Annotated in this window: 12 protein-coding genes; 7 read left to right on the top strand and 5 right to left on the bottom strand. The window is 61.2% G+C overall.

From position 1 onward, the window contains the following. Positions 1 to 129 precede the first annotated feature (129 nt). Positions 130 to 1,602, bottom strand: a complete 1,473-nt coding sequence (locus ACYSMR_RS09930; RefSeq protein ID WP_461744938.1) for a HEAT repeat domain-containing protein — start codon at positions 1,600 to 1,602, stop codon at positions 130 to 132. After that, positions 1,602 to 1,841 carry a helix-turn-helix domain-containing protein gene (locus ACYSMR_RS09925; RefSeq protein ID WP_461744936.1) on the bottom strand — a complete coding sequence of 80 codons (240 nt, stop codon included), beginning with the start codon at positions 1,839 to 1,841 and terminating at the stop codon, positions 1,602 to 1,604. The genes ACYSMR_RS09930 and ACYSMR_RS09925 overlap by 1 nt, the downstream gene beginning before the upstream one ends. Positions 1,842 to 1,904: 63 nt before the next feature. On the opposite strand from ACYSMR_RS09925, the gene ACYSMR_RS09920 reads away from it, so the two are divergent. The 7 genes from ACYSMR_RS09920 to ACYSMR_RS09890 all read left to right on the top strand — a co-directional run bounded on the left by ACYSMR_RS09920 (position 1,905) and on the right by ACYSMR_RS09890 (position 11,085). Next, on the top strand, positions 1,905 to 3,605 hold the full coding sequence (locus tag ACYSMR_RS09920; protein WP_461744934.1) for a DNA methyltransferase: 1,701 nt from the start codon (positions 1,905 to 1,907) through the stop codon (positions 3,603 to 3,605). Continuing rightward, positions 3,602 to 3,778 (top strand): cold-shock protein, encoded by a 177-nt coding sequence (locus ACYSMR_RS09915; protein WP_461744932.1) that lies wholly within the window; start codon positions 3,602 to 3,604, stop codon positions 3,776 to 3,778. Before ACYSMR_RS09920 ends, ACYSMR_RS09915 begins: the two co-directional genes overlap by 4 nt. A gap of 481 nt (positions 3,779 to 4,259) precedes the next feature. Next, complete coding sequence (locus tag ACYSMR_RS09910; RefSeq protein ID WP_461744930.1) at positions 4,260 to 5,282, top strand: HNH endonuclease; 1,023 nt, start codon at positions 4,260 to 4,262, stop codon at positions 5,280 to 5,282. A 695-nt stretch (positions 5,283 to 5,977) separates the two neighbouring features. Next, positions 5,978 to 7,021: a DUF262 domain-containing protein gene (locus tag ACYSMR_RS09905; protein WP_461744928.1), complete on the top strand. Its 1,044-nt coding sequence runs from the start codon at positions 5,978 to 5,980 to the stop codon at positions 7,019 to 7,021. After that, entirely contained in the window at positions 7,021 to 7,674 is a 654-nt protein-coding gene (locus ACYSMR_RS09900; RefSeq protein WP_461744926.1) for an MAE_28990/MAE_18760 family HEPN-like nuclease, read from the top strand. The genes ACYSMR_RS09905 and ACYSMR_RS09900 overlap by 1 nt, the downstream gene beginning before the upstream one ends. A 460-nt stretch (positions 7,675 to 8,134) precedes the next feature. Next, positions 8,135 to 8,845: a protein NO VEIN domain-containing protein gene (locus tag ACYSMR_RS09895; protein WP_461744924.1), complete on the top strand. Its 711-nt coding sequence runs from the start codon at positions 8,135 to 8,137 to the stop codon at positions 8,843 to 8,845. Positions 8,846 to 10,101: 1,256 nt separating this feature from the next. After that, positions 10,102 to 11,085 (top strand): hypothetical protein, encoded by a 984-nt coding sequence (locus ACYSMR_RS09890; RefSeq protein WP_461744922.1) that lies wholly within the window; start codon positions 10,102 to 10,104, stop codon positions 11,083 to 11,085. A 75-nt stretch (positions 11,086 to 11,160) separates the two neighbouring features. Here the strand turns inward: ACYSMR_RS09890 and ACYSMR_RS09885 are convergent, their stop codons facing one another. From ACYSMR_RS09885 to ACYSMR_RS09875, 3 genes are all read right to left on the bottom strand, one after another. Then, a complete protein-coding gene (locus ACYSMR_RS09885) occupies positions 11,161 to 11,919 on the bottom strand; it encodes a nuclease-related domain-containing protein (RefSeq protein ID WP_461744920.1) in 759 nt (252 codons plus the stop codon). Between the two features lie 284 nt (positions 11,920 to 12,203). Further along, positions 12,204 to 12,785 carry a hypothetical protein gene (locus tag ACYSMR_RS09880; protein ID WP_461744918.1) on the bottom strand — a complete coding sequence of 194 codons (582 nt, stop codon included), beginning with the start codon at positions 12,783 to 12,785 and terminating at the stop codon, positions 12,204 to 12,206. A gap of 15 nt (positions 12,786 to 12,800) precedes the next feature. Further along, a complete protein-coding gene (locus ACYSMR_RS09875) occupies positions 12,801 to 13,235 on the bottom strand; it encodes an NYN domain-containing protein (protein ID WP_461744916.1) in 435 nt (144 codons plus the stop codon). Between the last annotated feature and the right edge of the window lie 211 nt (positions 13,236 to 13,446).

The raw sequence follows: 13,446 nt of genomic DNA, 5'->3' as shown, positions 1-13,446 counted from the left end.
GCCCCATTGCCGATGGGCGGGTTGGCCAGTATGCACAACAACGTCCTGGTGTGAGCCGTGCCCTCACGGGATGGCACTGTAAGTGGGCCTAACAGCTCGCACGGCTGCCGTCCGATCGCCATGCACTCGCTACTGTCGCAGCATCTGTTCTTGCAAAGCAGCAAGAATCCCGTCAGTCTCGGGCTGGCGCAGCCAGTCATGTTTTCTTGCCCATAACGTAGTGACACCGGCTCGACTCAATTCGTCGAGATCCTCCAAATGGCGCTGCACCGCCTCCCGAGGGGAGTCACCAAGCGCCAGAACGGTGAGTTGCCGAACACTTTCCGGGGCTTCCTTCAGTGCGTCAACGAGTTCTGGCACCCGCCCACGCCCGGCCAACAAGTGCGCGGCTGTAGCCGCTTGGCGTGGGTCGTCCTGGACCAACCATGACCGCAGCTCGTCTAGGGATGCCTCGGGTAGTTGGTCAGGCATGACTGCTGCCGCGTGAGTGGCCACCTGCACACTGGCGTCGTGCAGCAGCAGCATCAGCTTCTCGGGTGCCTTGCGTGCACCGGTGCCTAACCCCCAAGCGGCCGCCGCGCGCACCTCTTCGGAAATCACTGGGTTGCCACTGCGGGCGACGTCGAACAGTGCCTCGACGGCTTCATCTGTACCGATCTCCGACAACGCGAACACAGCTTCCATGCATTCGCCCTCGCCCGAATCTTCGCCTTGAGCAATCTGTTTAAGAACATGTACGGATTCTGGTCTCTGCGCAGCTAAACTGGCATGTGCCTCAAGTTGGACACGCCAGCTATTGGTGTCGTCGAGGGCAATGTTCAGCAAAGCGCCCTCAGCTTGAGCCGGGCCTAAAAAGCGGGCGGCCTTCACCGCAGGAAAAAGATCATCCTCGCTTTCAGCAGTCAAGTTCTCTTGCCATTCCCAAATATCGCCCGGACATTTCACATTCGCTAAATTGAAGGTGCTGGCGATGGGCTGCCCTACCTCAAATGACATATTCTCTGCCAGAGAATAAAAGTTCTTCCAATTTTTGGCATGAATGTAGGTGTACCGCTTGCCGGACTTGTAGGTCACCTTAATCTTACGTGCGTTGTCGGTGTCAATAACCTCGGTTACAATTCCGGCGTCCTTTGGCACCCACATCGGCCAGACGCGATCGAGCTCGGAACCTTCGGAGGCGGACTTGCGCTTGCCTTCTTTGGAGGAAGGTAGGGCGGTCTCCAGGTCCTGCCGCGTGACATAAATGAAACTGGACACGGCCACAGGGGTGGTATCCATGTCTACACGGGCGAAGGCGAAAACGTCGTCAAGGCGCATGCCACCGTCGCGCCAGGCCCGGCCTTCTGCTGTGGAGTCAGACAACTTGATCTCCAACTTGGTCTTGCCCTTGGCCTCAAACCGCCGCCCACAGCGAACGCACAGCAAGTCGGCAAGACGTGCACGCTTGACCTTGGTCTCCCACACCTTGTTGGCCTTGGCGTAGCGCTCCAGCTCGATGATGCGGTGGCCGTGACTCTTCTCCAGGTCGTCGGTGATGGCACCGGCCGCGTAGACTCCTATGCTCAGCAACCGAGCGAAGACAGCGTCTTCCTTGAAACCCATCAACCGTCCTCAAAAAGCCGTGCGGCGTCGACCTTGAGCGCTCGGGCGAGGGCAATGATGTTGTCAAGACCAACGTTGCGCTGGCCACGTTCCAGGGAAGACAGGTAGGTGCGATGGATGCCGGCGGCGTCGGCAAGCTGTTCTTGCGAAAGGCCAGCCGAGAGGCGAAGATCGCGGACGCGCTTACCGAACACCTTGCGATACCCGCCGACGTCTTCCCTGTCGGTGGCCTGCGTCATGATGCTAGGAACGCTAAAACGATGTCGACGATGGGTCTACAGACTATGAGTAACATGGTGGGTATGTTGGAAGAGATTGTGGTGGGCCGCGGGGATCCGGTCTACCTGGCGCATGCCTACCTAACCAAGGTTCCAGTACCTGCCATTACGCCGTTCATTGAGGCCTACTGCCCGCCGGGGGGAACTGTCGTCGACCCGTTCGCCGGCTCCGGGATGACGGGGGTCGCGGCACGGATCACCGGGCGTGAGGCTCGGCTGTCGGATATCTCCGTACTAGGGCGCCACATCGGCTCCAACTACCTCAACATGGTGAATCCAGCCGATTTCAAAGCGGCAGCGGAGTCCGTCATCACGCGAGCCAAAGAGGCCGTTGGTGGCCTCTACCAGGTGCCTTGCGACGCGTGTGGCACGCAAGCCCACCTCGCTAAGACCGTCTGGAGCATCCTGGTGCAGTGCGCGGGCTGCCACCAGGCCGTGAACTATTACCACAGCCTCGAGGCTGCAAACTGGGTCAAAGCCGAGATGGCCTGCCCGCACTGCTCCGCCCACGTGTCCAGCAAGCTGAAGCGCGTGGGTGAGGTGCCGGTCATCGACTACGTGAACTGCTCCTGCTCCTCCAAGCAGCTTGAACAGCCCGCGGCAGCTGCACCTGCCGTAGACGTAGAGGAGCTGAACTTCCCGCAGGTGGAGATCACCCCTGACCGGGAGATGTATCGCGCTTCGGCCCTGGGCAAGAGTGGGCACACGACGGTCGCCTCGTTCTACTCCCCGCGGAACCTGCGCGCCCTCGTCGCCTTACGCGACGAGCTCCGCGAAGTGCCCGAACGCAAGCTCAGCCAGAAACTCTTGTTTGCGTTCACTGCAACGCTGACGCGGGCCAGCAAGCGTTATCAGTGGTCGCGCCAGCGCCCGCTGAACGCAGCGAACCAGAACTACTACATCGCTCCGGTGTTCTACGAGTGGAACGTCTTTGAGCTGTTTGAGCGCAAGACGGTCGCCGTCGTGCGCGCCGACGAGTGGGTCCGCACTCAGGCCTTAGCCCGTGGTATCACCGCTGAAGACGTGCCCGCGCAGTACGTCACCGAAAGCGCTACCGAACTAAGTTTGCCCGACGGCAGCGTCGACTACGTCTTCACCGATCCGCCCTTCGGCTCCAACCTGTTCTACGCGGACATGGCACTGTTCCAAGAGGGTTGGCTTGATGGGTTTACGGATGTCGCCAAGGAAGCAGTCATCGACCGCTCCACAGGCACCAGCCGCACCGCAGACCGCTACGAGAACCTACTGATCGAATCGCTGAGCCAGTGTCGCCGGGTGTTGCGCCCTGGCGGCCGGGTCTCCATGGTCTTTGGGAATTCTTCAGGCAAGGTGTGGGCCGTGGTGCAACGTGCCGTGGCCGCTGCTGGGCTGAGGATCGAACCAGAAAACATCGCGATCCTCAATAAGGGCCAGCGGTCGGTCAAGGGGCTGGCCTCCGGCTTCGAGCACGTCGCCACCCTCGATCTGGTGCTCACCATGGTCCCCGAGGATCACGCGACAGCATCCTTCATTCACCCCACCACCGATGAGGTCGCCGCCGCTACCCGCAGGATTGCAGACGAGGGGGCGCTCACGACGCCGAGCCACCTATATCTGGAGCTGTTGCGCCATGCCCTGCGGGAAGGGTGGAGCGTGGCTGACCTCAATCTGCGCACCGCAACTTCCACCCTTCTCGCTGATGGTTGGAACATTGACTCCAAGACGGGGCTTCTGGTTCATCCGTGACAAAGGGCTTCGGCTTCATCTCCCCCAAGGGCTGGTCCGCGGATGTGTTCGCGCACTTCTCGGCGATCAACTCCGGAGGCTTCCGCTCCCTGGAGGAAAACCAGCGCGTGCAGTTCGACATTGAACAGGGGCCCAAGGGCCTGCAGGCGGCGGACATCACCGTCATCTCCTGACACGACCCTGACAAGACTTCACGATCTCGCCCGAGGATCCGCGGTGACCTGGCCCTGATGCTGCGCCACCGCTTGAGAATCGCCACCCCGCCTTCAGGGGGGGTGGCGATCCCTTGGTGGCCCACCATCGTCCCCGGGGCGTCAGCGTCCAAGGGTGGCGGCCCTGGGGCAGGCCCCCGGCCCCGACCCCGGGGAAGGGCCGGCCGTCGTTGTACTTGGCTTCCAGGAACGCGGTACGGAGACGCTCCGGTTGCCGCGGTCACTCAGCTCAATTGCGCTGGCGTCAACATCGCTCGGCCCCGGAGACCCTTGGTGGAAGATGCGATCTAACGCAGCGATCTCCCTGCCAAGGAGTGTTATCAACCGCCAGCGCGCCGAAAGTACATGTCTCCGGTGCAGCGTAAGAATGTCACTGAGGGCGACGTATGCGCCGCTCTAAGTCTGGCCGCTACCCCTGCCTTATCACTACAAGAAGGAACTCGTGCCCGCACGTACCCACCGCGAACCCTACGAACCCAACGAGGCGGAGGAGCTGAGCTTTTACTACGCCCAGGCTCGGACGGTCCGTGGGACCACACCGCCGGACGATCCTGCCCGTCATGCTGGGGACTTGGTCGCCCGCATCATTGCTGATCGCCGTGACTCCATCGATCCCCCGTACACCTACTACGAGCTCGCCACCCCGCTCGTCATCGAGGGCAAGCCCGTGAGTCAACGTGCGCTTCGCTTCTTTCTCGGTCGCCGTGGTTACGAACAGCTTCCACCATCACAGAAGCCCTATAAGGGCACATCCACCAACCCCCGTCATCGGACCGCCACCCATTACGCCTGCGGTCATGAACGGATCCCCGAGAACACCTGGCGTACTTCACGGGGCTTGGACATCTGTAAGTTCTGCCAGAACGAGGCCAACCGCCGCTCCCGAGAACTCCGCCGGCTGCGCCAAACAGGTATCGATCCCGAAAAGGACGTCGCTACGGAACTGGAAACTCAGGACGTCACCCTGAATGCAGAGATGTTGGGACAGATGGGCCGCACGCTGACCGAGATGGCCGCTGTCGTGGCCGAAGGCGGTACGGAGGTCGAGCAGGACGCGCTGGACGACCTGTTCACCCAACTACAAGAGATGGATCCTGAGCACGGGGCATCCGAAGGTCGCCAGCGCGCCACCCTGCACCTCCTGAGGGAGCGCAATCCCAAGTTGCGTCGAGACAAGCTGGAGTCGGTTCGACGTTCTGGCAATCCTATTGTCTGTGAAGTGTGTGGGTTCGATTTTGGTGAGGTGTACGGGGACAGGGGCAAGGGGTACATCGAAGTTCATCACGCCACACCACTGCACGTCACAGGGCCTGTTACGACCAAGCTGGCTGACCTGGTGCTACTGTGCGCCAACTGCCATCGCATGATTCACTGCGGTCCCCAGTGGCTCCCCGTGGACGAGCTTCGATCCCGCGTCCAGGCAGCCCGAGTCAATAACGTCATGCCCCACAACAACCAGGAGTGAGGGTGGGCGTGGCGCTGGAGGCGGCCACCGTGGTCGGGGCGGTGTCCGTGGCGGCGGAGGTGCCCCCGCTGCACCCGGTGGCCGCCAGCAGCAGCAGGCCCACCGAGATCGTGAGGAAGGTGCGGGCGCGGGGAGAACGCGGGAAGCCGGCCACGGACCGGTCAGGAGACGAGAACATGGGAAATCCGGAGGTCAGATGCGATAGCAAAGGGGAGCTTCAGCGTATGCCCGGCCGCCAGCAAAGGCGGCTCCGGCCTCCCCGGAAAACCCTGGAGTCGCTTCTGGTTTCCTCACGCACCGCCGCGCCATCCGGTTTTCATACCGCCGAGTGCACCACTCCGAGCAACGCACCGGCCACCTCGAGCCAGTCGTCCAGCACACGAGGGACAGTCAAAGGCCGCAAGTCAACTAAATCATGCGCAGCCACCGGTAGCCGATAGGGACAACCGCACCTATTCGATAGTGCATTCTGGCTCAGAGGGTGATGCGAGCGGTGACTGCCTGCAACTTCCTCTTCTCGACCTATTTGGCGCTTCAGCATGGTGCTATAAGCACCGAGTGAGCAGAGTAGGGTCGTAGCCGCTGCGTCACTGACCCCATGCACATAACTCAGACATAACACTGGTCGAAACCCTACGCTGAAGGCAGCCACCTAGGGGCTTCGTGCATCCTGCAAGCAGGATATGCTTTCAAACATGCTTGATGCCCGCCAACTCACGGCCCAACTCGAAGATGCCCGCAAAAAGGTCGATGTCGACAGTTACAACATCATTGTTCGAGAACTTGTCGGAATGACAGAGCGAGGCGAACTCCATAGAGCGCCGGAGTATCAACGGAAATTTCGGTGGGACGCAGAAACAGAATCGCGATTAGTGGAATCAGTCTTGCTGGGTCTACCTATTCCTAATATCTTCGTCGCAACCAACGAGGACGGGTCCTGGGAAGTCGTGGACGGGCTGCAGCGAATTTCCACCCTACTGCATTTCACGACCGATGACGGATCGGTCCTTAAAGAACTAGGCAAAGAGTCGCCGCTGAAACTAGATGGCCTAAGGACGCTTACCTCGTTTAATGGCTTAAATTTCGGCGACCTGCCAGCCTCCACGCGCATGAACTTTATGAAGCGGGGAATCGGAGTGACGGCCTTGTCGGACAAAAGTGATCCCGACACCAGATACGCCACGTTCGAGCGACTCAATCGAGGAGCGGTCGCACTATCCCCTCAAGAAATTAGAGCGTGCATTTACGAAGGACCGCTAAATTCTCTCATCAGGGAACTAGCGGACAACCTCACATTCAAATCGGTGCTGAAACTTCAAAAGAAAGACGAAGCCAATGCAACTGCCGAAGAGCTGGTGTTGAAGTTTTTTGCCTATCTAAATAATCGGGATAATTTTTCTGGGGCAGTGGACGATTTTCTAAGCAACTACATGAAAGAAAATCAACATAGCTTTGACGTCAACGCGGGTCGTGCAGAATTCACAAAGGCTGTCGACGCTCTAGCGGAAATCAATCCAGGGAAGTTTTTGCGCGCCAACACTAACGTGACTCCCAAAAATGAGCTGGAAGCGGTGCTTGTGGCGATCGCCGACATCCACCGCACTGGAGGGCAGATAGCTAAGCCTCTAGAGAGATGGCTGGACGACCCTCAACTGGTGTCGGCATCCACTGGGGCCACCAATACCCGAAGGAAGCTCCGTGAGCGAATCAAGCGAGCTACAGAGCTTCTCCAAGCCTAATGCACTCCCAGCTTGAAAATATACTGGATGACGCTAGCCGAAGACTTGACGAGGTTCGGGCGTCATTAATTTCCGCATCAGAAGGCCGACTAGATTCTCACATTCGCGATCAAGTCTTGGCCAACTCTTATGTATTGATGGAAGCCGCCCTGGAAAGCAGTCTGAAAAAAATCTTGAGTTCTGTCATTGATGAAATCAACTCGGCTTCCATTCGCATATGCGATTTGAGATGGAGCCTCTTTTCCCTTCTCGGCAACCCCCTATTTAATTCAATATCAAACCAAGCCAAAGCGGGGTCGCTTAATAAGCGAGTAGAACTAATGGAGACGCTGGATAGCACTGAAGTTTGTCTTATTGACAACGAATATTTACCACTTGACGGTCGGACTATCCGGAAACGCCATTTGGATTTGATATGGCGAGTCTTTGGATTTGGTGGGTCAAGCTTGAGTGAAGCGAGGCATCAATTCACATTGGAGACATCGGCGGACGCCCGTAATGACGTGGCTCATGGGGATGCGACGGCTAGCGAGGTCGCAGGTAGACAGCCGATCGAAACGGTATTGCGCTATGTGGACGAAATTGAAAAAGTCATTTTGCATGTCAGCCAGTCCGCGGATGATTATTTAGCCACACACGGATACCAACGATGATAGTTTATATCAACACATAAATTATTAAAGGTATTTAATACTTCCAAGGGGTGAGGCCTCCATACATAGCGTCAACACATGGACTTCGCCGCGGCTGCCATGCTTGTCTGCGTTCTAGGCTGTGACGCCCTGTTCGAGTGGGGCTACATCGTCGTGGACGCCAACGGTCGTGTGCGGCCAGGTCGCCGAGCCGAGACCACGGACCTCGCTCGTGCCATCGAGCCCCTCATCGCCCGAGTGTGCACGGCCTACAACACGTCCACCTCGGCGAAATTCGAGACTCACCGCTCCCTGGCCACACAGGCACCGTAGAAAAGATGTGAGCACCTTCCATGCCCCTCGTACTGTCAATTACTGACAAGGCCACTCGCACAAGACACGAATACAACTAGTGGACAGGCGTCAGCTATGAGTACCCCACGACGCGCTACCGGAAGCTGGTGGTCGATGGGAGGAGTTCGTGTACTACGAAACGGCCAGGGGATACATCGGTGTCGGCGTACTGGGCGTGATCAGCAGCAGTCCCGACCCCGACAACTCGATAGTGGACATTCTGTCCTACCAACCCTTCGACGACGTCGTAGGGCGCAAGGATCCGGACAACACGTATTTCGAGGTCGACCTGGCCGCGGGTCAGAAAGGCGTGGCGTGGCAGTCGGGGGTGCAGAGAATAACACAGCGCCGATTCGAGAAGATCCTCAACCACGCCGACGGATTGATGGGTTCAACGCCCCCTGAAACAGCAACGCATGCAAAGCGCCCACAAAAGTATGCGCCCTTGGAGGTGACCCAAGCGGTGGAACAGTACTCGGTGGCCGTGGTCATGGACCTGCTGGCGCAAAGACACGGAGCGGACAACGTCACGGAGATGTCGAGGAACAATCCCGGATTCGACATCCGATTGGGCGACGCCGGCAATCCCGGCGGATACTTCGAGGTGAAGGGCACGCAGTCCAGCGATCCCGTGTTCTTCCTCAGCGAGGGAGAGTGCCTTCTCGGAGCGTCACGAGGACCAATACACCTTGGCCGTGGTCACCGACATCGACCTTCAGCGCAAAACTCACGGCCAGGTGCACTGGCGGTCCGGAGCCGTACGACCCCCGGTCGCCAACATGAAACCGAGACAATGGCGATGCCAGCTCGCGTAGATAGCCAGCCCATGCGTGGTTGAGTCCAGGAAGCTTCTCGTGGCCACCAATACGGTTCCCTGACACCATCCGTGGCACCTCGGTCCAGAACGGCAGGGGCCGAAAACCCGCCGCGATAGACGCACACCGCACACCAGGACCCACATCATGGAGCCAGGTAACTGGATCCAAGGACTTTTCGGCAGTTGTCCTCGTTGACATGGCGCACGACGACAAGGAAGCGGGACCGGGCGTAGCCACCCAGGCCCGCTCCACTTTTGTCTGGTGGTGCCCACTACCGCGCACCTCCGCGCACCCGCTGCTTACACGTCACCCCCACACACAGGGCAGCGACCCTGTCCGTCGATGGGCTGAGAACCTGCCATGTAGGTCCCACTGTTGATAATGACCGCTGCCGAGGTGGCAAGCCCTGCCGTGGCGGCGAGGGCTGTGGGGGGTCACTGCTGTACCCGCTGAAGCATCTGTAGAACGCTGGCCACCAGCGACCCAATGCTCAAGATGATCTGGAGGACGTCACCGAGAGGAAGAACTCCTCCGGTCCCCAGTCCGACGACGATGCCGATTGCTGCTGCGCTGAACAGCCCTACTACTAGCCAGGTAGTACCAACCTTTGCCATTTAAGAAACTCCAATCTAATTAGTTTTTTGATGATCATTTATTGCTCCAATCTGGGCATACATTGATCGATGACTGACCCCGACCAGCCGAGGAAAACACCCTCGGCCGAGGGGGATGAAAGCAAGAATACGGCTTTATCTGGGTTCTGTCTACCCCTTTCGCCCCACCCCAGACCTCCGATTGTTTCCCCTAGTCAAAAGCCAGTTTGGCTTATTTTTTAGAGTTGTCGGAACGGCTATTTCAACACGCTAAATGTCACTCAGAAATGGACGCCTGAAACTATGCTGGAACCAACTCAGAAATTTACATGAATAATATTGTGGTAAATGGTCACGATTTGTACACTTCAATTATTAACAGTTGGCGTGCAGGGCAGCGGTGGGCCTTGCAACAGATACTTAAGAAGTGAAGGACGCAGCACCGTTTCACACGGTGAACGGCAACATGCATGTCCTCGACGCAACGCGCAGCACATTGCATCACCACCGTGCAGCAGCGTCAGCATCCTGTCGGTGGCACACCTGTGACAGCAGGATGTGTCCAGCCAGCGTGTCCGAACCCGGGGATGCCACGGAGTACCTGGAATGCTGGGGGCGTGTCAGCACCGTCGTCTTCCGGGCCGTCTCGGCGGCTCTCCATCGAGGACATCTTCTCTTCGGCCTTGGCTGAGGCCAATGCGACCGTGGACGCTGCTCGTCGGGCGGTGGCCCTACAGACGTTGCCGACCAAGCTCACGCACAAGACGCTCAGCGAGGCGATCACCACGGCCTTGGACGACGTGAAGGCCTACCACCTGGCCGCCGAATGTGAGCGCTTCGGCCTGGCCCCGCACGCCCCGGGTGAGCCGGATCCGATGAGTGGGAAGGCCCGCTACATCACCCGACGGCTGCGTTCCTTACCGCTGGAACAGGCCCTGGAGGTGGCGCGGCGGGTCAATGGGGACTACGAGCACCTGCACCTGACCCACCTGCTGAAGCTGGCGGAACGGACCGGGGTGGCTGGGGAGCTGAAGAACCTGATCTTCGCCGCCAACGGGCCCAAGCCCACCATCGTGCTGGCTGATGCGGTGAACAACACCATTCAGATCACCGCCAACGCCCAGTACTGCCTGGTCTACGACCGGCCCGTGCCCGAGACCGGGCTGTCCTGGCGCGCCCTGACCACCTGGTGGGCGGACACGGAAGCCTTCGAAGATGAGGAGGCCGAGCGGGCCGCCGCCCGGGGCCTCTACCGCCGGTTGCAGGAGTCCATGACCGGCAACGAGGCCGAGCTGCTGCTCTTCGCCGTCTACGGTGCCCTCTACGGCTCCCACGGATTTGAGATCCCGGCGCTGATCCCGCAGGTCTATCTGCACTACGACCCCTACACACACCGGACAGGGGCGTCCTTGGTGCGCCAGCGCATGGACTTTCTCCTGCTGCTACCTGGGCGGCGCCGGATCGTGCTGGAGGTCGACGGGGTGCAGCACTACGCCGATGAGCACCGCCGAGCGTCCCCACGGTTGTATGCCCAGATGGTCGCGGAGGACCGCAAGCTGCGGCTGGCGGGCTATGAGGTCTACCGCTTCGGTGGCCAGGAGTTCGTCGACCGTCCTCAGGCCACCGCGATGCTCCAGGCGTTCTTCACGACCCTGCTGGACCTGTAGGAGCCCCACCGTGGGGCCATCACTGCCCCTGGGGTGGCTTTGCCGCACCGGGCCTCAGACAGAAGGCTTGGGAACTTAGGCTAGGAAGCCGAGCAGGGTGAGGCCCATCCCTAGCAAGAACATGGCCAGAGCCAGGTGGAGCAGCCCCCGCAGCAACGCCTTCTCCGCCCGGGCGGACGCCCGCGCCCCGGTGCGGACGCTCCGCGCCCCGAGCCGCCACGCCCTGCGGAGGCGCCGGGCAACACGCACCTGCCGCTCCAGGGCCTCGAAGACCTCCTGCAGCACGGCTGGATCCCGCGTCTGCCCATGGTGCTTGGTCCAGGTGGTGGGCCGGGCAGCTACCACGGCGATCCGGGAAACCTGCGCGGGGGTGAGCACCGGGGGCTGGAGGGTCAGCCAGCGGATCAGTTGCCGGTCGGTGACCACGGCGACCCCGGCCGGATCCTCCCGGATCGTGACGCACCGAGGGTCCACCAGCACGAGCACACCGTTCACGGGCACCGACTCCCCCACCGCCGCGCTGAGCAGCTTCGTGGCACGGGTGGCTTCGTGGAAGGCCTTGGGGATGTAGGGCTGCTTCTGCCCGCCCACCATCAGGGTCCGCCCGGCCACCCAGATGGATTGGGCGGTGTGGTGCTTGGTGTTGAGCGTGAACACCCCGGGTGGGCCGATGAGCACGTGGTCGATGTCCGCGCCCTGCTCCCCGACCGGGACGGCGTGCAGCACCGTCCACTCCGGACCCAGGCGCGCCAGGATCGCCCCGACCGCGATCTCCCCCACCGCCCCCTGGTACCAGGGGGCGGCCTCAGCGCTGAGCGGATCGGCGCCCCTCACGCGTGCCCACCAGGACCGGGGTGGCACGCCAGCCTGCAGGGCCAGTGTCTGGGTGATCACTGACTGGCCCGGTACCCGAGCCGCCAACGACACCACCGGCTGTAGGGCCTCGGTGGGTGGCAGGGGCTTGAGCAGCCCGAAGGCGGCGAACCCGGTGGACCGGATGCTCGCCGGCTCCCCTGTGGCTCCTGTCGGGCCGAGTCGTTCCCTGCCCCTGTCGTCAGGTGGAGTAGTTGTCCCCGGGGGTGCGGGGGCATCCGTGGCATTGGGAGGGGTCATGGCGGTCAGCTCCGGGAGCCGGCCTTGTCGACGGCTTCCCAGAACTGGGACCGTAGCTGAACCTTGAGGTCGTAGCTGAGGATGTGGTTGGCGTCCCCGCTCTGGGTGGTGAGGTCCTGGAGCAGGGACCGGTCCACGTCCTGGGGGATGGAGGGCTTCTCCCGCAACGCCTGCTGCAGCTCGGCCGGGGTGATGGAGTCGAGCCAGCCCTTGGCCACAGTGCGCGCCACCTGGGGGATGTGCTCGGCCAGCTCGTGGTCCAGCGCCAAATCCGCGTAGAAGAAGCCCGTGCCGCGGGAGCCGGTGCTGTACACCGTCCGGCTCGGGCTCGAGAGCTGGAAGGGGGCGGGGCCAGTGAACATTGCCGGGGACGGCACCGGCCCCGGCCGAGGCACAGCAGACACCGGCGCGGGAGCCGGGGTCACGGGAGTGATGGGGGCGACCTGGGAGACCTTGCGGGGTTTGATGGCGGTGCGCAGCAGTTCGGCCTTGATGGCGGTGCAGGTGTCCACGATTTTCACCAGGTTGTAGGCCGTTGCCCTCACCGTCAGCCTCGAGGTCTCGTCGGGGACGTTGAACAGGTGCACGCGCAGCCCGTACTCCTAGGCCATCTCCACCGCCTCGGAGATGTCGTCGTCCCCGGAGATCAGGTACACGTCGGTGACCGCTTTCTGCAGCGCCAGATTGACCATGTCCAGCCCGATGCGCAGGTCCACGCCCTTCTGCTGGCCCTCGGAGTTCATCCTCCCCAGCCGCAGCTTCACATCATCGATGAAGGGCAGCAGGTCGTGCTCCCGGTTGCGCTTTCCGGTGCGCTCCACGTCGGTGGCGTCGTACCAGAACAATCGCAGCAGCTCGGAGGACTGCGCCCGCTCGGCCACCCCTTCCTTGAGGTGGCCGATGAGCTTGTCCCAGTCGACCTCGATGGACCGGCGCAGCGAGGTGCCCTGGATCATGTGCGCGGAGGCGGCCAGCAGGTACCCGGCGTCCACCAGGATGGCGTGCCGGCGCGGGACGCCGGTGAGGGTGGGGGTCATGGCTTCCTCGGAAGGGTCGGGGCGGACAAGAACTCAGGGACGAGCAGGGCCACGGGGCGGCACTTTAGTGCCGGCCGATGCGGTGCCCCGTTCACTCCGTGGTGCCGTGGACCGCCGGTGTGCTGTCCCGGAAGGGGCCACGGCGCTGGAACACCTCGCTGCTGACCCTTCGCCACAACCTCTGCCCGACGGGGAACTCCACACCCCATGT

The organism is Kocuria sp. U4B (genome assembly GCF_054875615.1).
Note: the sequence above shows the minus strand (reverse complement) of the source record. Positions and strands in the feature narration are given on the sequence as shown.